This is a genomic window from Nonomuraea sp. NPDC003201, assembly GCF_053590415.1.
This window is the reverse complement of record NZ_JBSFTC010000157.1, coordinates 1-25,356: the sequence shown is the minus strand read 5'-3', so window position 1 is coordinate 25,356 and position 25,356 is coordinate 1. Positions and strand designations below refer to the sequence as shown.

The window sequence follows — 25,356 nt, the reverse complement described above, 5'->3', positions numbered from 1 at the left end:
GGGCGGGCGGCCGCGGGCCCCCCGCGTTTGAGGGGGCGACGGGCCAGGGGCTGGCTGTACGTGCTGCCCGCGCTCGCGGTGTACCTGGGCTTCGCCATCTGGCCGGCGCTGAACACGCTCCGCCTGTCGCTCCTGACCTGGGACGGCATCCTGCCGCCGGTCTGGGCTGGTTTCTCCAACTACGTCAAGATTTTTCGTGATTCAGCGCTGTACGAGGCCATCCTGCACAGCCTCGCGCTGATCGTCTTCTTCTCGGTCATCCCCATCGGCGTCGGGCTGCTCATGACGGCGCTCCTGATGGGCAAGGTGCGCCGGGGCATGACGTTCTTCCGGATCGTCTTCTTCCTCCCCCAGGTGCTGCCGCTCGTCGCCGTCGGCATCACCTGGCGCTGGCTCTACGGCGAGTCCGGCGTGGTCAACCAGTTCCTCGACCTGGTGGGGCTGGGGTCGATCACCCGCGCCTGGCTGGGCGACTACGGCCTGGCACTGATCGCGCTCGGCCTCATCGGCACGTGGGTGATGAGCGGCCTGTGCATGATGCTCTTCCTGGCCGGCGCGCAGAAGATCGACCCGTCCCTGTACGAGGCGGCCAAGCTCGACGGCGCGGGGGCGCTCCGGCAGTTCCGGCACGTCACCGTGCCCGGGGTGCGCAGGGAGATCACGGTCGCCGGCGTCATCACCACGATCGCCGCGCTGGCCAGCTTCGACCTCGTCTTCGTCACCACGAACGGCGGCCCGGCGGGGCAGACCAACGTGCCCGGCCTGCTCGTCTACCGGCTGGCCTTCAACGAGGGCGACATCGGCGGCGCCAGCGCGCTCGCGGTCGTGCTGACCGTGATCGTGGTCGCCGTCGTCAGCGCCGTCCGATACTTCACCAGGGATGATCAGAGTTGAGAACGCTCGGCGGAGTCAGTGTCCGGTACGGAGTGCTCGTCCTGCTGGCGGTGATGGTGCTGGTGCCCTTCGCCGGCATCGTCCTGGCCGCCCTGCACCCCTCGGGCGCGCAGCTCGACGGGCTGAGCATCCCGGACAGGTGGTCGTGGGAGACCTTCGCGCTCGCCTGGGAGCGGGGCAACTTCACCAACCTCATGCGTTCGAGCGGGCTGATCGCGGTCGTCGTGGTGCCGCTCGCGGTGGCGATGGCCACGCTCGCCGGGTACGGGCTGGCGATCCTCAAGGTGTGGGGGCACCGGACGTTGTCGTTCGGGTTCGTGATGGGGCTCACGCTGCCGATCGAGGTCATCGTGGTGGCGCTCTACTTCAACCTGCGCGAGGTCGGCCTCACCAACTCCTACGTCGGCGTCATCCTGGCCGAGGCGGCGCTGTTCATGCCGTTCGGGGTGTACTGGATGCAGACGCACTTCGCGAACGTGCCCGAGGAGCTCGTCGAGGCGGCGCGCATCGACGGCGCCCGGGACCTCGTGGTGCTGGCGCGGGTGCTGCTGCCCATCTCGTGGCCCGCGGTCACCACGCTGTCGGTTCTCTACTTCATGTGGTCGTGGAACCAGTTCATGCTGGTGCTGGTCATGATGCAGGACCCGGACCGGCGCACCGCGCCGAGCGGGCTGGGGCTCTTCGTCGGCCAGTACACGACGGACATCCCGTTGCTGGCGGCGGCCTGCCTGATCGTCATCGCCCCGATCGTCGTCGTGTACCTCCTCTTCCAGCGCAGCTTCGTCAACGGCATCACCCAGGGCGCCATCAAGGGCTGACCCCCTTAAGGGACCCCGGCCCCGGACGGGGGGCAAGTGGCCCACATTTGGCATTCACGCCGAAACCCATGTCAAGATGCGCGTGTGGTCGGGACACCGCCGGAGCTGGAGCGTGGCACGGGAGTCCCCGCGCACGTGCAGATCGAGCGGTGGCTGCTCGAGTCGATCTCCAGCGGCGAGATGGAGCCGGGCGACCGGCTGCCCGGCGAGCGGGAGCTGGCCGGGCGGCTGGGCGTGAGCAGGATGACGCTCAGGCAGGCGCTGGCCACCCTGGAGCGCGACGGCGTGCTGATCAGGGTGCCCGGCAGGTCGGGCGGCGCGTTCGTGGCCGAGCCGCGCATCGAGTGCGACCTGACCGGGCTGGCCGGGTTCACCGAGCAGATGCGGCGGGCCCACCTGCGGGCCGAGGGGCGGGTCCTGGCGGCGCTGACCGTGCCCGCCCCGCGGTCGGTGGCCGCGGCGCTGGAGGTGGAGGAGGGCTCGCCGGTGCACGAGGTGGCCAGGGTGCGCTCGGCCGGGCTGTCGCCGGTGGCGCTGGAGCGCTCCTGGTTCCCGCCTCTGCCGGGCTTCCTCGACCAGGACCTCACCGGCTCCCTCTACGCCCTGCTGGCCGCCCGCTACGACCTGGAGCCGCGTACGGCGGTCGAGCACCTGGCCCCGGTGATCGCCCGCCCGGCGGAGGCCGCCGAGCTGGGCATCGCCCCCGGCGCGCCGCTCATGCTCATCGAGCGCACCGCCTACGCGGGCGACGGCACGCCGGTGGAGTTCGCCCGGGACCTGTTCCGCCCCGACCGGGTCCGGATCTCGGTACGCAGCGGCGTCACGGAACCAAGGGGGTCCTGACCACGACGCCCGGCACCCAGGCCCCCTCGACCTCGATCTCGACCTGGGCCCCGGGGCCGACCGGCAGGTAGGCGTAGGCGATCGACTCCTTCGCGGTGTAGCCGTACCCGCCCGAGGTGACCCGGGCCACCACCTGCCCGTCCAGCCGTACGGGCTCGTTGCCGAGCGCGACGGCTCTCGGGTCGCGCAGCGTCACGCACCGCAGCCGCCGCTCGGGCGCCGGGTCCAGGGCGTCCTTGCCGAGGAAGTCCTTGTCCGTCTTGACGCAGAACCCCAGCCCCGCCTCGTACGGCGTCGTCTCGGGCCCGATGTCCGCGCCCCACACCCGGTAGCCCTTCTCCAGCCGCAGGCTGTCGATGGCCCGGTAGCCGCCGGCCACCAGCCCGTACGGCTCCCCCGCCCGCCACAGCTCCTGCCACAGCCCCAGCCCGTACTCGGTGGAGCAGTACAGCTCCCAGCCCATCTCCCCCACGAACGTGACCCGCAGCGCCAGCACCGGCACGTCCCCCACGGTGATCTCCCGCGACGACATGAAAGGGAAGTCCATCGGGTCCGGCGTGAGCCCGGCGATGATCTCGGGGGCGCGCGGGCCCCACAGGGCGAAGCACGCGTACTGGCCGGTGACGTCGGCGATCCTGGCCGTCGCGCCGGTGCGCGCGGCCTGCTTGCGCAGCCAGCCCAGGTCGTGCGAGCCGAACGCGGTGCCGGTGACGATCAGGAACTCCCGCTCGCCCCGCCTGGTCACGGTGAAGTCGCACTCGATGCCGCCGCGCCGGTTGAGCGCCTGGGTGTAGGTGACGGCGCCGACCTCGCGGGCGACCCGGTTGTCGCACACCCATTCCAGCAGGTCCGCCGCGTCCGGGCCGGAGACCTCGATCTTCGAGAACGAGCTCTCGTCGAACAGGCCGGCCGTGGTGCGCGTGGCCCGGTGCTCGACGCCGATCGCGGGCGACCAGAGCCGCCCGGCCCACCCGCCGGGCCGTTCCCCCTCGTCCGTCGCGTTCGCGTCGTAGTAGTTGACCCGTTCCCAGCCGGACTTCTCGCCGAAGGCGGCGCCGTGGGCGGCGTGCCAGCCGTACGCGGGCGAGAGCCGCAGGGGCCGCCCGGCCGAGCGCTCGTGGCCCGGGTAGCGGATGTCGTAGTACGTCTCGTAGTTCTCGACGGCCCGCTTGATCGTGTAGGACGGCGAGCGGTACTGGCGGCCGAAGCGGCGGATGTCCATGTGCCAGAGGTCCATGCTGGGCTCGCCCTCGACGATCCACTCGGCCATCACCTTGCCGATGCCGCCCGCGCCCGCGATGCCGTGCGCGCAGAACCCGGCCGCCACGAAGAACCCGCCGACCTCCGTCTCCCCCAGGCAGAACTCGTTGTCGGGGGTGAACGCCTCGGGGCCGTTGATCAGCTTGCGGATGCCGACGTCGGCCATCGCAGGCACCCGAATCCGGGAATTATCCGAAATTTCCTCAAATCTCGGCCAATCTTCGGACAGGAGGCGGCCGTTGAAGTCCGCGGGGACGGCGTCGAAGGAGTTCGGGCCGGCCGTCCAGGGCGCGCAGGTGCGCTCGTACCCGCCCATGACCAGCCCCTGCACCTCCTGCCGGTAGTAGACGAGCAGGTCGGGGTCGCGCAGCGTGGGCAGCCCCGTGTGGTCGTGGCAGGCGTCGGTCACCACGTACTGGTGCGACATCGGCACGATCGGGATCCGCGCCCCGGCCATGCGGCCGATCTCGGCCGCGAACATGCCGCCGCAGTTGACCACGATCTCGCAGTCGATGTCCCCCTGGTCGGTGCGCACGCCGGTGACGCGGCCGTTCGCCGTCGTGATGCCGAGCACCCTGGTGTGCGTGCGGATGACCGCCCCGCCCTCGCGGGCCCGCTGGGCCAGGGCGTAACAGAGCTGCGAGGGGTCGATCTGCCCGTCCGTGGGCAGGTACGCGGCGCCCACGACGCCCTCGGGGTCCATGAGGGGGAACAGCTCGACGGCCTCGGCCACCGAGATCTCCTCCAGCGGCAGCCCGAACGTCCGGGCCCAGCCGATCTGCCGGCGGATCTCCGCCATCCGCTCGGGCGTGGAGGCCAGCTTGATGCCGCCGCACTCCGTCCATCCGGCGTCGAGGGTGCGGTAGAGCTCGACGGAGTACTGGTTCATGCGGGTCAGGGTGGGATCGGCGCGCAGCTGGCCGACCAGGCCCGCCGAGTGGAAGGTGGAGCCGCTGGTGAGCTCGTCCCGCTCCAGCAGGACGACGTCGCGTTCGCCGAGTTGGGTGAGGTGGTAGGCGACGGACGCGCCGCCCACCCCGCCACCGATGATCACGATGCGGGCCGAGTCGCTCATGCTGGCGAGGCTAACCTTCGGACCGGTAAAAGGTCTAGACCGTTTAGCGCCGTCCGTCCTAGCATCGAGCATGGCCGTGCCCGAGGTGCTCGATCGCATTCCTCTGCTGTCCGGCGTGCCACGCTCCGTCGAGGAGCTGCCCGGAGGGCTGACCAACCACAACTACAAGGTCACGACCCCGGGCGGGTCGTACGTGGCGCGCGTGTGGGCCAGCGACTCCTCGCTGCTGGGGATCGACAGGGACGCCGAGCACGCGTGCTCGCTGGCCGCCGCCGCGGCCGGGGTGGGGGCGCCGGTGCACGCGTACCTGCCCGAGCTGGGGGTGCTGGTGGTGGGCTTCCTGCCGGGGCGGACGTTCACGGAGGCCGACCTCCGCGACCCGGCGAACCTGCCCCGGGTGGCGCAGGCGTGCCGCCGCCTGCACGCGGGGCCGCGGTTCGTACGGGACTTCGACATGTTCGAGATCCAGCGGCACTATCTGGGGATCGTGCGGGAGCGGGGCTACCGGCTTCCCGCGGACTACCTCGGCTTCATGCCCGCCGTCGAGGACATCCGGAAATGTCTGCAAATAAGGGCGGAAGGCACCGTCCCCTGCAACAACGACCTCCTGCCCGGCAACATCCTCGACGACGGGCAGCGCCTCTGGCTGATCGACTACGAGTACGCCGGCAACAACGACGCCTGCTTCGAGCTCGGCAACATCTGGAGCGAGTCCGACCTGCCGCTCGGCCACCTGGAGGAGCTCGTCACCGCGTACTACGGCCGCCGCCTGCGCCACAAGATCGCCCGCGCCCGGCTGCTCGGCCTCATGTCCAAGTACGGCTGGACGCTCTGGGCCTCCATCCAGGACGGCGCGAACGAGAGCATCGACTTCGACTTCTGGTCGTGGGGCATGGAGAAGTACGAGCGGGCGGTGGCCGAATTCACCGGATCTGACCTTGCGCACCTCATGGACGAGGCCGCGCGGGCAGACTAGGGGCATGTTCGCCGCACTGACCGGTCTCGGCCTGTCCACGGCCGCCGGGCTGAACGCCTACATCCCGCTCCTCGTCGTGGGCGTCCTGGCCAACTTCACGGACGCCGTGAAGCTCCCCGACGGCTACTCATGGCTGTCCAACTGGGGCGTGCTCGCGGTGATCGCCGTCCTGCTGGTGGCCGAGTTCGTCCTGGACAAGGTGCCCGCCGTGGACAGCGTCAACGACACCATCCAGACCGTGGTGCGCCCGGCGTCGGGCGGCGTGGTCTTCTCGGCCACGCAGGCGGCGGCCGAGGTGGACCACTCCACCTGGATGGCCGAGCACCCGTGGGCCGGCTGGCTGCTGGGCATCGTGATGGCGCTGGCCGTGCACGCGGTCAAGGCCACCGCCCGGCCCGTGATCAACGCCGGGACGGCCGGGGTGGGCGCCCCGGTGGTGAGCACGGCGGAGGACGCGGGCTCGCTCGGCATGAGCCTGGTGGCCGTCTTCGCCCCGGTGCTGGTGATCGTCGCGCTGCTGGTGATGGCCGTGCTGGCGTGGTGGCTGATCAGGAAGGTACGGCGTGTGCGCGCCCGCAGGAGAGCGGCCCGCGGCCAGCCCTGACCCGGGGCTATTCCTGGGCCCGCAGCCACTCCTCCACGAGGTCCACGAACTCGGCGGGGCGCTCCTCGTGCAGCCGGTGACTGGCGCCCTCCCAGCACACGACCCTGGACGCGGGGTCCTTGAGCAGCCCCGACTCCCAGCTCGCCCGTTCCGGATCCGCCCAGATCGACAGCACCGGGCAGCGCCGGCGGGCCAGGTAGTCGTCGCTGGCCGGGCGCACCCCGATGGCGTCCGGGGCCGTGAACATGGCCTCGAACGCCTGGACCAGCACGTGCGGCGGCATGCCGTACAGCCTGCGCTTGTGCCAGCGCCTGATGACGGCGGGCGTGCCGGCGTTCGTGCACCACTCGTCGATCTTCTCGGCGGCGGCGTGCGGGTGCTCGCCGCGCAGGCCGTCGATCATCTTGGGGAAGCGCCGGGCGACCCGGTCGGTCATGCCGTAGCCGGGGTCGACGGCGACGAGCGCGCGTACCAGCTCGGGGTGTTCGACGGCGAGGATGGAGACCACCTGGCCGCCCATCGAGTGCCCGACGGCGACCACCTGCGGGATGCCCCGGCTTTCGAGGAGGGCGCGCAGGTCGCCGGCCATCTCGCGCGGCGTGTTGCCGCTCTCGGGGACGGACGAGTAGCCGTGGCCGCGCAGGTCCACGGCGATCACCCGGTGGGTGGCCGCCAGCGCGTCGATGTGCCAGGACCACTGGTGGGAGTCGGTGCCCCACCCGTGGACGAGCAGCAGCGGGGGCCCGTCGCCGTCCTCCGTGTAGAAGAGCCTGATATTTCCGCCGATATCCGCGTACGGCATCTATTGACCCCCACCCTCCAGTCGGGACAGCAGCGCGCTCTCTCCTGCCGTCCACCCGCCGTCCACGGCCAGCTCCGCGCCCGTCACGTACGAGGCGGCGTCGGACAGCAGGAACGCGATGGCCTCCGCCACCTCCTCCGGCTCACCCCAGCGCCCGGCGGCGGCCAGCGGGAAGGTCCCGTCCCCCGACACGGCCCCGAGCGGCTGTGTCATCGGAGTGACGATCATTCCGGGATGTACAGAGTTGACCCGGATGCGGTCCTTGCCGAACTCCAAGGCGGCGATCTTGGTCAGCCCGCGCACGCCCCACTTGGACGCGCCGTAACCGCCCGTGCCGGGCAGGGCGGTGAGGCCCGCGACGGACGAGAGGTTCACGACGGCGCCGCCGCCGGACTCGCGCATGGCCTTGACCACCGATTTGAGCCCCAGGAAGACGCCGACCAGGTTCACCTGGAGCACGCGCTCGAAGGCCTCCAGCGGCTGCTGCTCGATCGACTGCGTGAGGGCGATGCCCGCGTTGTTCACCAGCCCGTCGAGCCTGCCATACGCCTCCAGGGTGGCGGCGACCACGTCGGCCCACTGATCCTGACTTGTCACATCGTGAGGGAGAAATCGGGCACCCAGCTCCTTGGCGGTGGCCGTACCCTCCTCCACCAGCACATCGGTGATCACGACCTGGGCCCCGGCCGCGACGCAGCGCCGCGCGGTGGCCGCCCCCATCCCCCGGGCGCCACCGGTGATGATCACAACCTTGCCGTCGAGCACGTCACCCCGCCCTTCCAGCCGCTCTCCGAGAACTGAAGCACAGCCCCACGGCTCCGATCAAGTGCTTGCTTGGTTTCTCGGCCGCGCCGATGCCGCCCCGGCCGACTATCCTTCAATGCAGAGACCCACAGGAGGTGGCGGAGATCGGCGAGCTGCTTGTCGTCCTACTGGTGATCCTGGCGTTCTTCCTGCTGCTGGGCGGTGTGGGCGTCTTCCTCCTGGTCAAGCTGGGCAAGAAGGCGGCGGTCAAGGCCAAGCAGGCCACGACCCGGCTCAGCACCCACGTCAACGCCATGGGCACGGGCGACGCCGCCGAGGTCGAACGCCTCCGCCTCGACCTGCGCCGCGAGGTCTCCCTCACCCGCCAGGCCGTCGACCACGCCCAGCGCCTCGGCTGGGGCCTCGGCGACCTCCCCCGGCTCATGGCCGACCTCACCGCGCAGGCGGACGTCCACGACGGCCAGCTCGGCATGTACGCCCAGCAGCGCCGCATGTCCCCGTACGTCGACCACGCCACCCTCGACCGGCTCAGGGAGCACCAGGCCAAGCTGACGGCGATGTGCGCCCGCATCCGCGCCGACCTCCTGGGCGACCAGGTGCACCACACGGCCGCCGGCATCGCCGACCTCGGCTCCCGCACCGACCTCGAGATCGAGGCCCGCCGCCAAGCCCCCGACCCCCTGGACCAGATCGACGAGCTCTACCGCCGCTCGATGGAGGAACGCAAAGACCGCCCTTGACGGCTACTCGACGTGGCAAAATGAGCACGCCGCGTGACACGCCGAGGAGGGCGGACTGATGACTATGACCCTTCCTGAGTGGTTCTACCCCGGCCCTCCCGGCGGCTGGACCGCCGACATGGCGGCGAACAACCCGTCCGCCCCGACACGCGGATGGTCGCCCCCGACCTGCTGAGCCGTCCTGCCTTGGGGCTGCACCGGCGTCGAACCCCCGGCACCACGGCGTCTGCCGCAGACCGTCAGGGGCGGCGGCTCAGGCGTCGTCCCACTCCCGGTATATGAACGCCGCGAGCTCCGCCTCCGTGGCGCCGCCGTTGGCCAGGGCCTTGGTGGCCTGGGCCTGGGCTCGGGTGGGGAGCCGGCCCTCGATGAGGATGGGCAGCGACAGCCGCCGCAGCAGCACCTCGGACTCCGAGACCCCGGACGTACGGCGGGTGACGGCCACGTTCACCCGCAGCCCGTGCTCGTTACCGGGCGGGACGGCGGGGCGGTCGATCTCGATGGCGGAGTAGCGGAAGCCGTTGGCCAGGTCGCAGGCGGCGCATCCGGCCGGGCCCCTGCTGAGCCGATCGCCGCACTCGGGACAGGTCAGGCGGTCGTAGGCGGCGTCCACCACGCGCCACGGGTGCTTGTCGGGCTCGTCGGTGACCATCTCGGCGATGAGGCGCTCGTCCGGTGGCCGGGTGGTACCGAACTCCTGCTCAAGGAACGCGCGCCAGCCCTCTTCCACGATCTCGTCGACCAGCCCGGCACACCGGGCGCAGCCGGGGGCTCCGGCGGGCTCCCAGTGGTCGCATTCCGGGCAACGTCGCATGCCCGCACCGTACAAGCCCGGCGGGATCCATCGCACCGCATTTTTGCGGATGATCCACGAGTTCGGCACCGCAGGACCTCGGCTTTCCTCCCGCGTCGAACCGCGCGCAGCGCGTCGGATCCGTGCACGACCGGACGGGCACCGGCCACCTCGCCACCCTGACGGACATCGGCCACCTCGCCACCCTGACGGGCGTCGGCCATCTTGGCGCCCGTCGGGTGAGCCCGCCCGGCACGCTCACGGATGAGGGCATCGCGCCGTGGGCGGACCGGACGGCCGTGGTCAGGAGGTCGTCCGCCGGGACGATCACGACAGGAGGTCGCGCCAGCGCCGGCCCGACTCCAGCGTGTCCAGGCCGATCCGCTCCAGGTATGCTCCGCCCTTGGCCAGCCGGCGTCCCACGGGCGTGTCGAGGCCGAACGTCTCCCCCGCCGCCTTCGCCAGCTCCGCCGCCTCCAGCGTCTGCCGCGAGCTGGTCACGATCGACTGGTACCAGGAATTGTCGTCGACCGTGTAGATGTCGCGACGCCGCCGCGGATCGCGCTCGCGCCCGATCAGCCCCTGCTGGATCAGGTAGCCCACCGCCATGGAGACCGAGGCAGGGCTGACCTTCAGCCTGCGCGTCAGCTCCGCCGCGGTGAGTCGGCCGTCCTCGCTCAGCCACAGGCCGACGAGCACGCGCGCCATCATCTTCGGCAGCCCCATCCGGACCGCCATCTCGATGACCTCGTCCCCCAGCTCGCCGTCCGGCGGCCCGGCCGCGAACCGGAGAGCCGGCGTGCCGCGCCGCGCCCGCCGCTCCGTCGCCCGGTGCGCCTGCTCGGGCCGGTAACCGCCGGGGCCGCCGTTGCGGCCGACCTCCCGGCTGATCGTCGAGGTCGGCCGGTCCAGCCGCCTGGCGATCTCGGCGTAGGAACGCCCTTCGGCGAGGCCGGCCGCGATGCGCTGGCGGTCCCGCTGGGTCAACCTTCCTTGTGACATGACGCCATTGTTGCGTTCGCGGCCACTCAGTGCAACGAATCATTGCGTTCGAGTCCAGCGTCATTGCATCAATTTTCCCGCTCTCACCTGCACATACGGATTCCATTTATTGCAGCCCTTTTGAATGCAACGTAGCTTTCAGAGCATGTCGAACACGTACTATCGCGATGAGACGGTCAGCCCTTCCCTCGACCGCGCACCCGCCTGCCCCTTCGATCCCGCCCCCGAGGTCACCGCGCTGCGTGCCGAGCAGCCGATCGCCCGGCTGGCCGCGCCCGAGGGCGCCCCCGGCGTCTGGCTGGTCACCGGTTACGGGCTGGTCCGCCAGATCCTCGCCGACCCGCGTTTCAGCTCCCGCTACGAGACCCACTACTACCCGCAGATGGGCGGGTACCTGCCGCCCGCCCCCGCCGGCGACCTGACCGGCATGGACGCGCCCCAGCACACCCGCTTCCGCAAGCTGCTGGCGGGCAAGTTCACCGTCCGCAGGATGAACCTGCTCACCGAGCGGGTCACCGAGATCACCCATGAGCGACTCGACGCGATGGAGCGGCAGGGGCCGCCCGCCGATCTCGTCGAGGTCTTCGCCCAGCCCGTTCCCGCGCTGATGATCTGCGAGCTGCTCGGCGTGCCGTACGAGGACCGCGAGCAGTTCCAGACCGCCACGCGAACCCTCTCGGACGCCGTAGAGCCCGAGGCGCAGTACACCGCCTTCATCGAGCTCGGCGACTACCTCCGGACGCTCGCGCTCGCCAAGCGCGCGAACCCGACCGACGACCTGCTCAGCGACCTGGCCACGGCAGGAGACCTGACCGACGAGGAGCTCGGCGGCGTGGCCGCCTTCCTGCTCGGCGCCGGCCTCGACACCACCGCCAACATGCTCGCGCTCGGCACCTTCGCCCTGCTGCGCGACCCGGCCCAGCTCTCCGCCCTGCGCGACGAACCCGGCCTGGCCGCCGGCGCCGTGGAGGAGCTGCTGCGCCACCTGTCCATCGCCGCCATGGGCATGCGTGGCGTGCTGGAGGACGTCGAGCTCGGCGGCAGGCAGCTCAAGGCCGGCGACACGGTCATCATCGCGCTCAACGCCGCCAACAGGGACCCGGCCAAGTTCTCCGATCCCGACGTGCTCGACCTGCGCCGCTCGGCCACCGGGCACCTGGCCTTCGGCCACGGCGTCCACCAGTGCCTCGGCCAGCAGCTCGCCCGTGTCGAGATGCGCGTCGCCTTCCCCGCGCTGCTCACCCGGTTCCCGACGCTGCGGCTCGCCGTACCGGCGGAAGAGGTGCCGCTGCGCACCGACCCCGCGCAGATCTACGGCGTGCGCAGCCTGCCCGTCACCTGGGACCGAGGGTGACGACTGTGCGGACCATTGAACCTGCCATCTCGATGACGGGACTGCGCAAGTCGTACGGCTCGCACCGCGTACTGGACGGCATCGACCTCACCATCCCGCAGGGCACGATCTTCTCCCTGCTCGGCCCCAACGGCGCGGGCAAGACCACCATGGTGCAGATCCTGTCCACCCTGATCAGGGCCGACGCCGGCGAGATCCGGGTGGCCGGGCACGACCTGGCCCGAGAGCCCGACAAGGTGCGCGCCGCGATCGGCGTCACCGGCCAGTTCTCCGCCGTCGACAGCTTCCTCACCGGCGAGGAGAACCTGCGGCTCATGGCCGACCTGCTCCACCTCGGCCGCTCCAGGGGCCGTGAACGAGCCCGCGAGCTGCTGGAGCGCTTCGACCTCACCGACGCCGCACGCAAGCCGGCGGTCTCGTACTCGGGCGGCATGCGGCGCCGGCTCGACCTCGCCATGACCATGGTCGGCACACCCAGGCTGATCTTCCTCGACGAGCCGACCACCGGCCTGGACCCGCGCAGCCGCCGCACCATGTGGCAGATCGTCAGGGACCTGGTCGGGCAGGACGGCGTGACCGTCTTCCTGACCACGCAGTACCTGGAGGAGGCCGACGAGCTCGCCGACCGCATCGCGCTGCTCAGCCAGGGCGAACTGGTGGCCGAGGGCACCCCGGAGGAGCTCAAGCGGCTGGTCCCCGGCGGCCACATCGTCGTGCGCTTCGCCGACGCCGACGGCTACCGCAGGGCGGCGCCGCACGTCGGCGCCACCTCGCGCAACGACGCGGCGCTCACCGTCCAGATCCCCGACTCCGGTGGTGTCAGGACGCTGAAGAAGCTCCTGGAGTGGCTGGACACCCAGGCCATCGACGTCGCCGAGCTGTCGGTGCACACACCCGACCTGGACGACGTCTTCCTCTCCCTGACCAAGGAGCCCTCCCGATGAGAGCGATCACCGACTCGGCGACGATGCTGCGCCGCCAGGTCACACACATCTGGCGCTACCCCTCGCTGATCTTCACGTTCGCCGCCGTCCCCGTGGTGTTCCTGCTGCTGTTCGTGTACGTCTTGGGCGGCACCATGGGCGCGGGCATCGGCGGAGACCGCGCCGCCTATGTCGGCTACCTCGCCCCCGGCATCATGATCACGACCATCGCCGGTGCCGCGCAGGGAACCGCGATCTCGGTGGCCACCGACATGACCGAGGGCATCATCGCCAGGTTCAAGACCATGGCCATCGCCCGCGTCTCGGTGCTCACCGGGCACGTGCTCGGGGCGCTGGTGCAGACGTTCATCGCGATCGCGGCGGTGACCCTGGTGGCCGTGCTGATCGGCTTCCGCCCGTCGGCCTCCGCGCTGGACTGGCTCGGCGTGGTCGGCGTGCTGGCCATGTTCACCTTCGCCATCACCTGGCTGTCGGTCGCGCTCGCCCTGTTCTCCAAGAGCGTCACCACGGCCAGCAACCTGCCGATGCCGCTGATGCTGCTGCCGTTCCTCGGCAGCGGTTTCGTACCGACCGAGTCGATGCCGAGCGGGTTGCGCTGGTTCGCGGAGCACCAGCCGTTCACACCCGTCATCGAGACGCTGCGCGCGCTGCTGGCCGGTCGCCCGGCCGCCTCCAGCTTCGTGGAGGCAGCCGCCTGGAGCGCGGGCATCGCCCTGGCCGGTTATCTGTGGGCACGCAGGCTATACAACCGATGAGGTCCGCCCACAGGCGTGCACGCCGGCCCCGCCGTCACTCCGGCTGATCGATGGGGACGGCTCCCCAGCTCCAGGTGACGGTCCGCATCTGGGTACGGGTGGTGGTTCACATCTGGGTGCCGGTGGCAGTCCACATCTGGTGCGGGTGGCAGTCCGCATCTGGGCGTGGGTGGCGGTCCGCATCTGGGTGCGCCCGATGCTGCCGCCGACCCGGGTGGCGGGACTTGTCGGCCGTCCACGACGGCCCGCCGACGATCTGGTTGCACGCCGTCGCGGCTGCGGCTGCGACCAGGGTGACCACCGGCGTGGCTCAAGACCACCGCCGGGGCCACCCCAACGCCGCGTCGGCCGTCGCACAGTCCCGCCCCACCCCCCGGGGTGACAAGGACAAGGGTGGCGGCAGGGGACGTCATTTAATCGGTTGCGAGGGCCGTGCGTGGACCGCGATACTCGGGACCGAGTTGATCGCTTGGCAGCGGCTTGACCATGATCGCCGCGCTGTGCCGCGAAGGGAGGGTGAGACCGTGATGACGACTGTTCGCGTGCCGTTTTCCGCGTCCTCAGACCTTCCCACCGCGCACTCGCTGACCTGATCGACGAGCCGGTGGGCCTCACACCAGGAGCAATCCCACCGTGCCCAAGCACTCGCAGCACCGCACCCGTGGCAAGTACGCCCTCGACGCCGACGACCTCGACTGGCTGGAGAACACTCCCGAGACCGACGACGGACCGCCCGAGGGTGACCGCTGGTCCACCTGGGACCAGAGCACTCCCACGGAGAAGGGGCCCAAACCGTACCCCGACTGGCTCGTCACCGAGCTGGCCGCCGTCGACACCGAGCACGGCGTGCTCAAGACCGGCAAGGAAGCCGACGTCCATCTGATCTCGCGGGGGGTGCCCGGGACGGACCGGGTCTGCTTGCTGGCCGCCAAGCGCTACCGCTCCTCCAATCATCGGCTGTTCCACCGCGACTCCGGCTACCTGGAGGGCCGCAGGACCCGCGAGAGCCGCATGAACCGCGCCATGGCCAACCGCACCGCGTTCGGCAAGCAGGTGATCGCCGCCCAGTGGGCGGTCGCCGAGTTCGGGGCATTGTGCCGGTTGTGGGAGCTGGGGGTTCCCGTGCCGTACCCGGTGCAGATCGTGGAGACGGAGATCCTGCAGGAGTTCATCGGGACCCGGGACGGTTACGCGGCGCCGCGGCTGGCGCAGGTGTCCGACGACCTGGACGGGCTGTGGGAGCAGCTCGTGGCGGCCATGGTCACGCTGGCCAGGGAGGGGCTGGCCCACGGGGACCTGTCGCCGTACAACCTGCTGGTCCATGACGGCAGGCTGGTGATCATCGACCTGCCGCAGATCGTGGACGTCATCGCCCACCCGACCGGCCCCTCGTTCCTGGACCGGGACGCCCACAACGTCGCCACCTGGTTCGCCGCCAAGGGCGTCCCGGCCGCCGACCCGGACTCCCTCGCCACGCTCCTCCGCAAAGAGGCCGGCCTGTCCCTGTGATCGCTCCGGCTCTCGTCCCGCCACTCGACCTCCTGCGCCGCGCCACCGCGCGGATACCGACGCAGGACGGCGGATAGCGCCGCAGGGCACCCACACAGCGCCGCTGTCCGACCGGATGGCACCGCAGTCCGACCGGATGGCACCGCAGAGCACCCACACGGGGCCGCAGGACGGCCGCGAGTTGACGCAGGACGGCTGGACGGCGACGCAAGAACTGCAGGATGGCGGCGCGGGGCGGCTGGAGGGTGCCGTGGACGCGGGGTCACGGTCCCTCGAATGCCAGGGCGGAGGTGGCAGCTCCCGGGGGATGGGTTACGGCGCCATACGCGGGGCGGAGTCGTAGCACGGGCCGTGAGTCCGCGCGGTTGAGGGCCCCAGGACGGCAGGCTTCGAAAGGGTCGGAACAGGAGAGCGCGCCGTCACCGGCCGCCGGGGCGCGGGATACCCGCGTGCCCGTTGCCGGGGCACATGGGTTGTGTGTGTTGTCGGTGGCCGGAGCGACCTGCGGGGCGTCGGGGTGCCGATCGTTTACGCAGGTCGTAGGTATATTAGCCCCGATATACGACGAGGAGGGCCGTCATGCATGATGCCGTCGTCCACCCCAGCGGCGCTCGCATCCGCTGGGTAGAGCTGCCGGGTGCGGAGCCGTCTCGTGTCTACGTCCACGGTCTCGGTGCGACCTCGGCCCCCTACTACGCCGAGGTCGCCGCGCACCCCCTCCTGCCGCAGCACCGTTCCCTGCTGATCGACCTGCTCGGGTTCGGGATCAGCGACCGCCCCCGGGACTTCGCCTACACGCTCGAGACCCATGCCGACGCCCTGGCCGAGGCGTTGCGCAAAGCGGGGGTCGCCGGGGCGTCGGTGATCGCCCACAGCATGGGCGGCGCGGTGGCGATCGTTCTCGCCTCTCGTCATCCGGAGCTGATCGCCAATCTGGTGCTCATGGACGCCGACCTCGACCCCAATCCCCCGGCTTCCGTCCGGCCGGGTGGCAGTGGCATCGCGAGCTACACGGAGGAGGCGTTCGTGTCGCACGGGTGGAAGGAGGTGCGCGAGCGCGTGGGGCCGCACTGGTGGTCCGCCATGCGGCTGGCGGACCTGCGCGGGCTCCACCGTACGGCCGTCAGCCTGAGCGCGGGCACCACGCCCACCATGCGCCTGCTCCTGCAGGGCCTCCCGATCCCCCGCGCCTTCCTGCACCCGGAGGGCGAGCCGCCCGAGGACGCCGACAGCCTGCGGGCGAGCGGGGTCCGGGTGGTGGGCATTCCCGAGTCGGGGCGCGGCATCATGCTCGACAACCCCGAGGTCTTCGCCCGCACCCTGGCGGATTTCCTCCCCTAGCCCGACGCCGGACCCCCGGCGGCCCCAGCCCGACGCCCGACGGCCCTAGCCCGGGACCCGGCACCCGGCGGTCAGCCGAAATCATGCGCCTGGCGGGTGCCCGATGTCGCACGTTCGGAAGGCACCGCTTCCTCCGGGCGAAGGGGAAGCGCCTTGCGGGCGTTACTTGATGCCGGCCTCGCGCATGTCGCGGAGCTCGCGCTTGAGCTCCTTGATCTCGTCGCGCAGCCGCGCCGCCACCTCGAACTGCAGGTCGGCCGCCGACTGGTGCATCTGCTCGGTCAGCGACTCGATCAGCGACTCCATCTGCGCCCGCGGCATCTCGCCGGCGATGGCCTTGGCGTGCTGGCCGGCCTGCCGCGCGCCGAAGCCGGGCACCGGGGCCTTGCCGCGCGACTGCTGGCGGCCGCCGCCCAGGAGCCGGTCGGTGTCGGCGTCCTCGCGCTGCAGGGAGTCGAGGATGTCGGCGATCTTCTTGCGCAGCGGCTGCGGGTCGATGCCGTTGGCCTCGTTGTAGGCCATCTGCTTGGCCCGCCGCCGGTTCGTCTCGTCGATCGCCCGCTCCATGGACGGCGTGATCTTGTCGGCGTACATGTGGACCTGGCCGGACACGTTACGGGCGGCGCGGCCGATGGTCTGGATCAGCGACGTCTCCGAGCGCAGGAAGCCCTCCTTGTCGGCGTCGAGGATGGCCACCAGCGACACCTCGGGCAGGTCGAGGCCCTCGCGCAGCAGGTTGATGCCGACGAGCACGTCGAACTCGCCCGTGCGCAGCTCCCGCAGCAGCTCGATGCGGCGCAGCGTGTCGACCTCGCTGTGCAGGTAGCGCACCCGGATGCCGAGCTCCAGGAGGTAGTCGGTGAGGTCTTCGGACATCTTCTTCGTCAGCGTGGTGACCAGCACGCGCTCGTCGCGCTCGGCCCGCTGGCGGATCTCGTGGACCAGGTCGTCGATCTGGCCCTTGGTCGGCTTGACCACGATCTCGGGGTCGACCAGGCCGGTCGGGCGGATGACCTGCTCGACGACCTCGCCCTTGGCCCGCCCCAGCTCGTAAGGCCCCGGAGTGGCCGACAGGTAGACGGTCTGGCCGATGCGCTCCAGGAACTCCTCCCACTTCAGCGGCCGGTTGTCGAGCGCCGACGGCAGCCGGAACCCGTGCTCGACCAGCGTGCGCTTGCGGGAGGCGTCGCCTTCGTACATGGCGCCGATCTGCGGCACGGTCTGGTGGGACTCGTCGAGGACCAGCAGGAAGTCCTCGGGGAAGTAGTCGAGCAGCGTGTTGGGAGCGCTGCCGGCCTCGCGCCCGTCCATGTGGCGCGAGTAGTTTTCGATGCCGGAGCAGGTGCCGATCTGCCGCATCATCTCGATGTCGTACGTCGTGCGCATCCGCAGCCGCTGTGCCTCCAGCAGCTTGCCCTGGCGCTCCAGCTCCTCCAGCCGCGCGGCCAGCTCCGCCTCGATGCCCCCCACGGCGGCGGCCATGCGCTGCTCGCCCGCGACGTAGTGGGAGGCGGGGAAGATGTAGAGCTCCTCGTCCTCCGTGATGACCTCGCCGGTCAGCGGGTGCATGGTCGAGAGCTTCTCGATCTCGTCGCCGAACATCTCGATGCGCACGGCCAGCTCTTCGTACTTCGGGATGATCTCGATCGTGTCACCCCGGACCCGGAACGTGCCCCGGGTGAAGGCCAGGTCGTTGCGCGTGTACTGCATGTCGACCAGGCGGCGCAGGAGCTGGTCGCGGTCGACGTCCATGCCGACGCGCAGCCTGGCCATGCGGTCGACGTATTCCTGCGGCGTGCCCAGGCCGTAGATGCACGACACGGAGGCGACCACGATGGTGTCGCGGCGGGTGAGCAGCGAGTTGGTCGCCGAGTGGCGCAGTCGCTCGACCTCGTCGTTGATCGAGGAGTCCTTCTCGATGTACGTGTCGCTCTGCGGGACGTACGCCTCAGGCTGGTAATAATCGTAATAAGAAACGAAATATTCGACCGCGTTGTTGGGCAGCATCTCCCGCAGCTCGTTGGCGAACTGCGCGGCGAGGGTCTTGTTGGGCTGCATGACCAGCGCGGGCCGCTGCAGCCGCTCGATCAGCCAGGCGATGGTGGCGGTCTTGCCGGTGCCGGTGGCACCCAGCAGCACGTTGTCCTTCTCTCCGGCCTTGACGCGGCGCTCCAGCTCGGCGATGGCCGTGGGCTGATCGCCGGAGGGAGTCATCTCGGTGACGACCTCGAAAGGCGCCACCTTCCGCTGCAAATCTGTGACCGGTCGCATGTTGCCACTGTAGGCGTCCCGACCGACAGAAACGGTCACACCCCCTCCGGCCGCCGCCGGGGTCCCCACACCCCCGGCGGCGTACCCGCTCGAACCCAGGGCCCGCTCGAACCGAGGGCCCGCTCGAACCCAGGGCCCGCTCGAACCCAGGGCCCGATCAGAACCAGCCGCGGTGGCGGGCCATCTGCTCCAGACCGCGCTGCAGCGCCCCGTCCGCCGAGTGCGGCGGGTCGTCGTAGCGCACGGTGAAGCGGTTGTACGCGTCGTGGCTGGAGGTCAGGAAGCCGCCCCGCTTGTCGGCCTCCAGGATGACGTCCATCTGCCGCGCCCCGGCGATGAACGTCAGTTCGAGCTCGTTGAAGTGGCGCCGCCACTGCCCGCCCGCGTAGTACTCGATCTCCTGGAAGAACGGCATCGTCGAGCCGTACAGCGTGCCGCGCTCCAGGTCGGCCTTCTTGAACTGGAAGCCCAGCCGGTCGAGCGCGGCGATGACGTGGTCCTGCGCGGGCAGCGGGCTCACGTACAGCGGGTCGAGGTCGCCCTTGTCGAGCGCGCCCGCCAGCGCCAGCTCCGTCTGGACGCCCAGCTTCATGCCGTGCAGCGGATGCCCGGCGATGGCGCTGATCGGCGTCTCCCAGGGGACCTGGATCTCGAAGGGCTGCTGGTGCTGCGCGCCCGCGGCGAGCTGGAACGTCCCGGCGACCTGCTGGCGCAGGAAGCTGTAGGTCGTCTTGTACTCGTTGTCGCCCGACTCGACCTCGACCACCGCGGTCAGGTCGATGTGGATGCCCTCGACCTTGTAGTCGGAGTTGCCGCCACGGAAGTGGACGACGCCGCGCAGGATCTCGCCGGGACGCACGCCCGTGTTGGTCAACACCGTGTCTACTTCGACGCCCGCACCGAACGCGGCCATCAATTTGCGGAACACCATGGGGTTCTCCTAAGCGGAAGGTGTCTGGCCGTTCACTTGACCCGTGCCCGAGATGCGGGGGAGCAGCTGGGCAAGGAGGAGGGTGGAGAGCGCGGAGTCCGACTGGCCCTGCTGGGTGCGTACGACCAGCGGCTGGGGGGCGTTCTCCGCGAGTTTGGCGCCCACGTCGAGGCGCCTGCGGGCCAGCTCGTACTGCAGCACGGCCCGGTTGTCCCGGTACGAATCGGCCAGCCGGCGCAACGCCTTGGCCTCGTTCTCGGCGGCGGTCAGCTCGGCCCGGCCGCGCGCCTCGATCTCCCATGTCACGCGCTGCGCCTCGGTCTCCTGCTCCTCCAGCATGCGCGCCACGTCCTTGCGCGCCGTGTTGTGGGCGGCCTTGACCTCGACGACGCGGGCGTCACGGGTCTTCTTGGAGCGCTCGATCTCCATCAGCAGGGTGTCGATGCGGCGCTTGCGGGTCAGCTCCCACTCGCGCTCGTAGGCCGAGAGCTCCTTGGCCACCTTCTCGCGGGTGGCCAGGTGCTGCTGGTACTGGTCGGGCAGCTGCACGTCGGGGATGTTGGCGCCCGTGATGCGCACGCCGTACCGGCCGAGCTGGCGGGTGAGCGCGTCCTGCATGTCGCCGACGTCGGAGCCGCGCAGGTCGTACGCGCGCTCGGTGTTGACGCGGCGGCTGCGCTGCCTGATCGCGTCCTGCACCGCGCTGGAGAGCACGAGGTCGAAGTTGCCCGCGCCGATCGTGCGGACGAACGCGACGGGGTCCACGATGCGGAACTTGAGGAAGAACTCGATCGACTTCAGCGGCACGTTCTCGGCCGTGGGGCAGGCCACGATCGGCGCCGAGTACGGGATCTCCGTGGAGGTGTCGACGACCGCGTCCACCCGGTCCCACGGCAGCCACAGGTAGTGGCGGCCCGGCGGGAGGGTGCCGGTGATGGCGCCCCAGCGGCTGCGTACGCCGGTGGTGCCCTCCTCGATCTCGATGATCGCCTTGCGCCACATCGTGACCATGGCCACGACCAGGAAGAACAGCGCCAGCAGCGCGGCGATCAGGGTGAGGTCGGTCAGGACCGCCATCCCGGCGAAGTACAGCCCCAGGAACACCAGCGCCATCCAGGCGAAGCCGCGCCGGTCCTTGGGGATCACGACGGGGACGAGCTGGCCCTGCTCGCCGCCCCGCAGGAGCTGGCGGATGTCGCCCCAGGAGGCCAGCGACTCCTTGATCTTCGAGAATTCGCGGCTCATGTCAGATCTCCCCCTTCCCGGGCAGCAGGCGTTCGACGGTGCGCTCCAGCTCCGCGTCGGGCTCCGGCGCCGCCTGGGGCTCGGTCACGTCGGCGGTGGCCTTCTTGAGCAGGGCGGCGATCTCGGCCTCGCGGCTCTGCACGCGGGCACCGATCTCGTCGAGCCTGGACCGGATGGCCGCCATGTCCTCGGCCGAGAACAGCGCCGCGTCCTTGCCGCCCACCAGCTGCTGGGCCAGGGCCAGGAAGTCGATGTCGGTCTGCTCGCCCACCTGCACGACCTGCGGCAGCCTGGTGGCGACGGACTCCAGCTTGTTCAGCAGGTCCTGCTGGAAGCGGTAGTCGAGGATCTCGGGCGCCTCCGCGGCCGACAGCGCCCTGATGTCCAGCGCCTGCGCCTCCAGGAGCGCGGCGTTGGCGTTGGCCGTGGACTCGGCCTCGACCAGGCGCTGCCTGGCCTGTGCGGTGGCCTGGTGGCTGGCGCGTTCGAGGGCGGTGTCCATGCGGGCCTGGTAGCCGGCGATCTCCGCCTGGATGGCGCTCAGCGTCTCCTGCAGCCCGGCCAGCTCCTTGACGAGGTCGCCCTCGTTCTGCTCCTTGCGCAGCTGCAGCTCGTACTCGTAGGTGTAGGCCTCCTTGGCGACCCGGACCATCTCGGGGGCGGCCAGGTCCATCCGGTATTCCTGGCTGGACGGCTCGGCGTGCGTGATGTTCACGTCGGTGAGCCGTACGGCGGGCAGGAACTGCTGGTTGAGGCTCTCCAGCATGCCCAGCGTGCTCTCACCCACCAGGTCGTAGATCTCCTCGGCCCGCTGGGCGTAGATGAGGGAGCGGGTGACCTCGCTGATGGCGTTCTGGAGCTTGGACTGGAAACCGCTGACCGAGCCGAGCACGAAGATGAACTCCGCCGGGTTCTCGATCCTGAACTGCAGGAACAGGTCCACGCTGGCCTTGACGCCCTGCTGCGTCGGCGCCTCGCTGATCGGCGCGTTGAACGGGTACTCGCGGGTGGTGTTGACGATGTAGCTGACCCGCTTCCACGGGTTGAACAGCGTCACCCGGCCCGGGTCCGCGATGTGCACCAGCTTGCCGAACTGGGTGATCAGGGCCTTGCAGCCCTCGGGCACCATCACCACGCTGCGCCGCCACCACAGGAACGCGGCCGCCAGGACCAGCACCACCCAGTAGTGCGGGCCGAAGAACAGGTCCGTGTTCGGGATGACGTTGCCGAGCGCGCCGATCAGGCCGAGCACCACCAGGATGCCCAGTGGCACGATCACCTTCGCGGTGCTCCCCTTGGGGATCACCACCGGGGAGATGACGTGCATGCCGTTCTCGGTGAAGCTGCGGTTGACGATCTCGCCGGCCTCGTTCAGCGAGGCCGACCTGGCCTCGATGGCCGTGCCGACCGACGCGCCGCCGTCGCGGGCCGCGGCGAAGTCGTGGGGGTTCAGCGCGAAACCCCGGGCCTGGCCCGCGAACTGCCCCGCCTGGTCGACGACCTGGCCCATGGCCTGCCCCATCGCCTGCCGCATGTCACCCCCTTGGGCAACTGCTTGGGCTATGCCCTGACCTGCCTGGATCAGTGCCTCTCTGGGTCGTGACATCGAACCTTCCTTTTCCGCTACAGGCGAATCCGACCGTATCGGGTGCGACTTACTGTTCGCTTGCAATGGATGTCATATGTCTATTGCGTCCCGTAGTAGCTGTGCTATCTATGTAGTAGACCTACTATCTGGAGAATTGATGGATGCGGGAAGAGAGCTCGCAGGCGGTCTCGACCTGGGCCAGACCGCCGCCGCCATCGAGGTCGACGGCCTGCACATGGCGTACGGCCACAAGGAGGTCCTCCGGGGCGTCGGCTTCACCGTCGCCCCCGGCGAGGTGATCGCCCTGCTCGGGCCGAACGGCGCGGGCAAGACGACGACGATCGAGATCCTGGAGGGCTTCCGGGTGCCCTCCTCCGGCTCCGTCCGCGTGCTCGGCACCGTGCCGGCCCGCGGCGACGAGCGCTGGCGGGCCAGGCTGGGCGTGGTGCTGCAGTCCTGGCGCGACCACGGCCGCTGGCGGGTGCGCCAGCTCCTCCACCACCTGAGCCGCTACTACGAGCCGTACGCGGTCCCGGGCCGGCGGCCGTTCGACATCGGCGAGCTGATCGAGGCCGTCGGGCTCGGCGAGCACGCCGACCACCGGATCAACCGGCTCTCCGGCGGCCAGCGCCGCCGCCTCGACGTCGCCATCGGCATCGTCGGGCGGCCCGAGGTGCTCTTCCTCGACGAGCCGACCGCCGGGTTCGACCCGCAGGCCCGGCGCGACTTCCATGACCTCGTGCACCGCCTGTCGGATCTCGACGAGACCACCATCCTGCTCACCACGCACGACCTCGACGAGGCGGAGAAGCTCGCTGACCGGATCCTCATCCTGGCCGGCGGCAGGATCGTGGCCGACGGCAGCGCCGACCGCCTGTCGCGCGAGGTCTCGCGCGACGCGCAGGTGCGCTGGAGCCGCGGCGGCGAGCAGTTCGTGCACGCCACGCAGGACGCCACCGGGTTCGTGCGCGGGCTGTTCGCGCAGCACGGTACGGAGATCGCCGACCTGGAGGTGCGGCGGGCCACGCTGGAGGACACCTACATGGCGATCGTGCGTCAGGAGGAAGCATGACCCCCACGCTGCACGCCGCCCGGCTGGGCCTGTCCCGGGGCTGGATAGAGTTCAAGCACTCGCTCACCAACCCGCCGAACCTCGGGGGCATCCTGGTGGGCACCGCGGTCCTCGTCGTCGTGCTCTACTTCCAGCGCGACGCGAAGTTGCCCGGCACCGGCCTGTCGCTGGCGTCGGCCTCCCTGCCGGGCATGCTGGCCTTGATGGTCCCGCTCAACGGGCTCCTGGGCATGGTGGGCTCGCTGGCCCTCGAGCGCGAGGACGGCACCCTGCTCAGAGCCAAGGCCCTGCCCCAAGGCATGGTGGGCTACCTCGTGGGCCGGGTGACGATGCACTCCGTGTCCACCCTTTCCGCTCTGGTGGTGATGCTCGTCGCCGGGCTGTTCTTCGTGCCCGGCCTGCTCGGGATCGGGCCGGGCAAATGGCTCGCGCTGGCCTGGTTCGCACTGCTGGGGCTGCTGTCCGCGCTCCCGCTCGGTGTGATCATCGGTTCCCTGGTCGGCAGCCCGCAGGGCGCGGGGGCGCTGTCCATGCTCGCCATCGGCGGTCTCACCGCCATTTCGGGGATCTTCTACCCGATCACGGCGCTCGCCGGGTGGCTGCAGGGCCTCGCCCACGTCTTCCCGCTCTACTGGCTCGGCCTGGGCATGCGCTCGGCGCTGCTGCCCGACTCGGCCGCCGCCGCGGAGATCGGCAGCTCGTGGCGGCCGGTGGAGACCACGCTCGTGCTGCTCGCCTGGGCCGTGGCAGGGCTGGTGCCGGCTCCCCCGATCCTGCGCCGGGTGGCCAGGCGCGAGTCGGGCTCGCTGATGGAGGCCCGCCGTCACCAGGCGATGCAGCGGCTGACCTGAGAAGATACGCCGTGATGAGCGAGACCGTCTACAACCGCATCGCGCTGCTGCGCGCAGAGCGGAACGTGACCCGCAGGCAGCTGGCCGACGCCCTGGGGGTCCACTACCAGACCGTCGGCTACCTGGAACGGGGCGAATACAGCCCGAGCCTCTTCCTGGCGCTGCGGATCGCCGAATACTTCGAGGTGCCGGTGGAGGTGGTCTTCTCGACCAGCCCGTTCCCCCGGATCGGGGAGCGGACCGCCTGACCTCGGCCGGGGCGCGCGGTCAGGCGGTCGCCACGGCCAGGAGGTGACCGCTGACCCCCAGGAGCGACGGCTCCGACTCCAGCCGGCGGGCGGCGTCGAGCAGCAGCTCGCGCCGCTCGTCGTCGTCCAGCCAGTCGTCCACGTCGCCGTACAGCCAGAAGGCGCCCTCCAGGCCGTAGCGGTCGGGCCGCGGCAGCCCGGCGTCGGCGAACTCGTCCAGGATCTCCTCGAGATCGTGGAGGTAACCGCGGAACCCGCCCGGCCTGGGCGAGATCATCACCCCCGTCTCCAGGCCCCGGTAGTCGGCCGTCCGGTACTCCTCGTCCACGAAGCCGCCGCGGTATATGCCGTCGTGCACGCTCGCGTACCGGCTGATGAAGGCCGCCACGACCGGCCCGCCCGGGCGCACCGCGCGCTTGGCCTCGGCCAGAGCGCGAAGGCGGTCGGCCCGTTCGGGCAGGTGGTAGAGCGGGCCGAGCAGCAGCGCCGCGTCGGCCCGGCCGGAGGGGACGGGCAGGTCGCGGGCGTCGCCCAGGCGGGCGCTCACCCCGGGCAGCGCGGACGCCTCCCGTACGTGCAGCGGCACCGGGTCGATCAGCTCGACCTCGTACCCGTCGGCGGCCAGCCACTCGGCGTGCGCGCCGGTGCCCCCGCCCACGTCGAGCACCCGCGCGG

General features: G+C 70.6%; 24 protein-coding genes. 14 read left to right on the top strand and 10 right to left on the bottom strand.

What is annotated here, in order from left to right; all coding sequences use genetic code 11:
- The 3 genes from ACWDX9_RS38045 to ACWDX9_RS38035 form a co-directional block, all read left to right on the top strand.
- Positions 1–894 (top strand): carbohydrate ABC transporter permease (locus ACWDX9_RS38045; protein ID WP_449962982.1); only part of this gene is annotated, 894 nt, incomplete at its 5' end.
- A gap of 53 nt (positions 895–947) precedes the next feature.
- Entirely contained in the window at positions 948–1,712 is a 765-nt protein-coding gene (locus ACWDX9_RS38040) for a carbohydrate ABC transporter permease (protein WP_449962987.1), read from the top strand.
- 84 nt (positions 1,713–1,796) lie between these two features.
- Entirely contained in the window at positions 1,797–2,555 is a 759-nt protein-coding gene (locus tag ACWDX9_RS38035) for a GntR family transcriptional regulator (RefSeq protein WP_449962980.1), read from the top strand.
- On the opposite strand, the gene ACWDX9_RS38030 is transcribed toward ACWDX9_RS38035, so the two are convergent.
- On the bottom strand, positions 2,533–4,890 hold the full coding sequence (locus ACWDX9_RS38030) for a GcvT family protein (protein WP_449962978.1): 2,358 nt from the start codon (positions 4,888–4,890) through the stop codon (positions 2,533–2,535). The genes ACWDX9_RS38035 and ACWDX9_RS38030 overlap by 23 nt on opposite strands.
- Positions 4,891–4,960: 70 nt before the next feature.
- Here ACWDX9_RS38030 and ACWDX9_RS38025 point away from each other — a divergent pair, with 70 nt between their 5' ends.
- The gene (locus tag ACWDX9_RS38025; protein WP_449962975.1) at positions 4,961–5,866 is read left to right on the top strand and encodes a phosphotransferase; all 906 of its coding nucleotides are present in this window, start codon (positions 4,961–4,963) and stop codon (positions 5,864–5,866) included.
- Positions 5,867–5,870: 4 nt separating this feature from the next.
- The gene (locus tag ACWDX9_RS38020) at positions 5,871–6,470 is read left to right on the top strand and encodes a DUF4126 domain-containing protein (protein ID WP_449962972.1); all 600 of its coding nucleotides are present in this window, start codon (positions 5,871–5,873) and stop codon (positions 6,468–6,470) included.
- Positions 6,471–6,477: 7 nt separating this feature from the next.
- Here ACWDX9_RS38020 and ACWDX9_RS38015 read toward each other — a convergent pair whose 3' ends face one another.
- Complete coding sequence (locus ACWDX9_RS38015; protein ID WP_449962970.1) at positions 6,478–7,272, bottom strand: alpha/beta fold hydrolase; 795 nt, start codon at positions 7,270–7,272, stop codon at positions 6,478–6,480.
- A complete protein-coding gene (locus ACWDX9_RS38010; protein WP_449962967.1) occupies positions 7,273–8,037 on the bottom strand; it encodes a glucose 1-dehydrogenase in 765 nt (254 codons plus the stop codon).
- Between the two features lie 134 nt (positions 8,038–8,171).
- On the opposite strand from ACWDX9_RS38010, the gene ACWDX9_RS38005 reads away from it, so the two are divergent.
- Positions 8,172–8,777 (top strand): hypothetical protein, encoded by a 606-nt coding sequence (locus tag ACWDX9_RS38005; RefSeq protein WP_449962964.1) that lies wholly within the window; start codon positions 8,172–8,174, stop codon positions 8,775–8,777.
- Between the two features lie 253 nt (positions 8,778–9,030).
- Here the strand turns inward: ACWDX9_RS38005 and ACWDX9_RS38000 are convergent, their stop codons facing one another.
- Positions 9,031–9,591 carry a hypothetical protein gene (locus ACWDX9_RS38000; protein WP_355191902.1) on the bottom strand — a complete coding sequence of 187 codons (561 nt, stop codon included), beginning with the start codon at positions 9,589–9,591 and terminating at the stop codon, positions 9,031–9,033.
- Between the two features lie 306 nt (positions 9,592–9,897).
- Positions 9,898–10,572 carry a helix-turn-helix domain-containing protein gene (locus ACWDX9_RS37995; protein WP_397366130.1) on the bottom strand — a complete coding sequence of 225 codons (675 nt, stop codon included), beginning with the start codon at positions 10,570–10,572 and terminating at the stop codon, positions 9,898–9,900.
- Positions 10,573–10,717: 145 nt separating this feature from the next.
- Here ACWDX9_RS37995 and ACWDX9_RS37990 point away from each other — a divergent pair, with 145 nt between their 5' ends.
- From ACWDX9_RS37990 to ACWDX9_RS37970, 5 genes are all read left to right on the top strand, one after another.
- Complete coding sequence (locus ACWDX9_RS37990) at positions 10,718–11,926, top strand: cytochrome P450 (protein ID WP_449962960.1); 1,209 nt, start codon at positions 10,718–10,720, stop codon at positions 11,924–11,926.
- A 32-nt stretch (positions 11,927–11,958) separates the two neighbouring features.
- On the top strand, positions 11,959–12,870 hold the full coding sequence (locus tag ACWDX9_RS37985; RefSeq protein WP_449962985.1) for an ATP-binding cassette domain-containing protein: 912 nt from the start codon (positions 11,959–11,961) through the stop codon (positions 12,868–12,870).
- On the top strand, positions 12,867–13,625 hold the full coding sequence (locus tag ACWDX9_RS37980; RefSeq protein WP_449962957.1) for an ABC transporter permease: 759 nt from the start codon (positions 12,867–12,869) through the stop codon (positions 13,623–13,625). Before ACWDX9_RS37985 ends, ACWDX9_RS37980 begins: the two co-directional genes overlap by 4 nt.
- A 633-nt stretch (positions 13,626–14,258) precedes the next feature.
- Positions 14,259–15,134: a serine protein kinase RIO gene (locus ACWDX9_RS37975; RefSeq protein ID WP_449962954.1), complete on the top strand. Its 876-nt coding sequence runs from the start codon at positions 14,259–14,261 to the stop codon at positions 15,132–15,134.
- A gap of 579 nt (positions 15,135–15,713) precedes the next feature.
- Positions 15,714–16,475, top strand: a complete 762-nt coding sequence (locus ACWDX9_RS37970) for an alpha/beta fold hydrolase (RefSeq protein WP_449962951.1) — start codon at positions 15,714–15,716, stop codon at positions 16,473–16,475.
- Between the two features lie 162 nt (positions 16,476–16,637).
- Here the strand turns inward: ACWDX9_RS37970 and uvrB are convergent, their stop codons facing one another.
- The 4 genes from uvrB to ACWDX9_RS37950 all read right to left on the bottom strand — a co-directional run bounded on the left by uvrB (position 16,638) and on the right by ACWDX9_RS37950 (position 22,528).
- Positions 16,638–18,746: an excinuclease ABC subunit UvrB gene (gene uvrB, locus ACWDX9_RS37965; RefSeq protein WP_350726360.1), complete on the bottom strand. Its 2,109-nt coding sequence runs from the start codon at positions 18,744–18,746 to the stop codon at positions 16,638–16,640.
- Positions 18,747–18,903: 157 nt separating this feature from the next.
- Positions 18,904–19,677 carry a sporulation protein gene (locus ACWDX9_RS37960; RefSeq protein WP_350726358.1) on the bottom strand — a complete coding sequence of 258 codons (774 nt, stop codon included), beginning with the start codon at positions 19,675–19,677 and terminating at the stop codon, positions 18,904–18,906.
- 9 nt (positions 19,678–19,686) lie between these two features.
- Positions 19,687–20,922, bottom strand: coding sequence for an SPFH domain-containing protein (locus ACWDX9_RS37955; protein ID WP_449962947.1), 1,236 nt, complete (start codon positions 20,920–20,922; stop codon positions 19,687–19,689).
- Between the two features lies 1 nt (position 20,923).
- The gene (locus tag ACWDX9_RS37950) at positions 20,924–22,528 is read right to left on the bottom strand and encodes an SPFH domain-containing protein (protein ID WP_449962944.1); all 1,605 of its coding nucleotides are present in this window, start codon (positions 22,526–22,528) and stop codon (positions 20,924–20,926) included.
- 139 nt (positions 22,529–22,667) lie between these two features.
- On the opposite strand from ACWDX9_RS37950, the gene ACWDX9_RS37945 reads away from it, so the two are divergent.
- From ACWDX9_RS37945 to ACWDX9_RS37935, 3 genes are read left to right on the top strand one after another with little or no spacing between them, the layout of a single operon-like run.
- Positions 22,668–23,582, top strand: a complete 915-nt coding sequence (locus tag ACWDX9_RS37945; protein WP_449962941.1) for an ABC transporter ATP-binding protein — start codon at positions 22,668–22,670, stop codon at positions 23,580–23,582.
- A complete protein-coding gene (locus tag ACWDX9_RS37940) occupies positions 23,579–24,433 on the top strand; it encodes an ABC transporter permease (RefSeq protein WP_449962938.1) in 855 nt (284 codons plus the stop codon). Before ACWDX9_RS37945 ends, ACWDX9_RS37940 begins: the two co-directional genes overlap by 4 nt.
- 14 nt (positions 24,434–24,447) lie before the next feature.
- Positions 24,448–24,681: a helix-turn-helix transcriptional regulator gene (locus ACWDX9_RS37935; protein ID WP_355191877.1), complete on the top strand. Its 234-nt coding sequence runs from the start codon at positions 24,448–24,450 to the stop codon at positions 24,679–24,681.
- A gap of 19 nt (positions 24,682–24,700) precedes the next feature.
- On the opposite strand, the gene ACWDX9_RS37930 is transcribed toward ACWDX9_RS37935, so the two are convergent.
- Positions 24,701–25,356 (bottom strand): class I SAM-dependent methyltransferase (locus ACWDX9_RS37930; RefSeq protein ID WP_449962936.1); only part of this gene is annotated, 656 nt, incomplete at its 5' end.

Bases quoted from the DNA above. Each gene is read 5' to 3' on its own strand.
- ACWDX9_RS38040 (WP_449962987.1), top strand. From the start codon at position 948: ATGGTGCTGGTGCCCTTCGCCGGCATCGTCCTGGCCGCCCTGCACCCC.
- ACWDX9_RS38030 (WP_449962978.1), bottom strand. From the start codon at position 4,890: ATGAGCGACTCGGCCCGCATCGTGATCATCGGTGGCGGGGTGGGCGGC.
- ACWDX9_RS38025 (WP_449962975.1), top strand. From the start codon at position 4,961: ATGGCCGTGCCCGAGGTGCTCGATCGCATTCCTCTGCTGTCCGGCGTG.
- ACWDX9_RS38020 (WP_449962972.1), top strand. From the start codon at position 5,871: ATGTTCGCCGCACTGACCGGTCTCGGCCTGTCCACGGCCGCCGGGCTG.
- ACWDX9_RS38015 (WP_449962970.1), bottom strand. From the start codon at position 7,272: ATGCCGTACGCGGATATCGGCGGAAATATCAGGCTCTTCTACACGGAG.
- ACWDX9_RS38000 (WP_355191902.1), bottom strand. From the start codon at position 9,591: ATGCGACGTTGCCCGGAATGCGACCACTGGGAGCCCGCCGGAGCCCCC.
- ACWDX9_RS37995 (WP_397366130.1), bottom strand. From the start codon at position 10,572: ATGTCACAAGGAAGGTTGACCCAGCGGGACCGCCAGCGCATCGCGGCC.
- ACWDX9_RS37990 (WP_449962960.1), top strand. From the start codon at position 10,718: ATGTCGAACACGTACTATCGCGATGAGACGGTCAGCCCTTCCCTCGAC.
- ACWDX9_RS37985 (WP_449962985.1), top strand. From the start codon at position 11,959: ATGACGGGACTGCGCAAGTCGTACGGCTCGCACCGCGTACTGGACGGC.
- ACWDX9_RS37980 (WP_449962957.1), top strand. From the start codon at position 12,867: ATGAGAGCGATCACCGACTCGGCGACGATGCTGCGCCGCCAGGTCACA.
- ACWDX9_RS37970 (WP_449962951.1), top strand. From the start codon at position 15,714: ATGCATGATGCCGTCGTCCACCCCAGCGGCGCTCGCATCCGCTGGGTA.
- uvrB (WP_350726360.1), bottom strand. From the start codon at position 18,746: ATGCGACCGGTCACAGATTTGCAGCGGAAGGTGGCGCCTTTCGAGGTC.
- ACWDX9_RS37960 (WP_350726358.1), bottom strand. From the start codon at position 19,677: ATGGTGTTCCGCAAATTGATGGCCGCGTTCGGTGCGGGCGTCGAAGTA.
- ACWDX9_RS37955 (WP_449962947.1), bottom strand. From the start codon at position 20,922: ATGAGCCGCGAATTCTCGAAGATCAAGGAGTCGCTGGCCTCCTGGGGC.
- ACWDX9_RS37950 (WP_449962944.1), bottom strand. From the start codon at position 22,528: ATGTCACGACCCAGAGAGGCACTGATCCAGGCAGGTCAGGGCATAGCC.
- ACWDX9_RS37945 (WP_449962941.1), top strand. From the start codon at position 22,668: ATGGATGCGGGAAGAGAGCTCGCAGGCGGTCTCGACCTGGGCCAGACC.
- ACWDX9_RS37940 (WP_449962938.1), top strand. From the start codon at position 23,579: ATGACCCCCACGCTGCACGCCGCCCGGCTGGGCCTGTCCCGGGGCTGG.
- ACWDX9_RS37935 (WP_355191877.1), top strand. From the start codon at position 24,448: ATGAGCGAGACCGTCTACAACCGCATCGCGCTGCTGCGCGCAGAGCGG.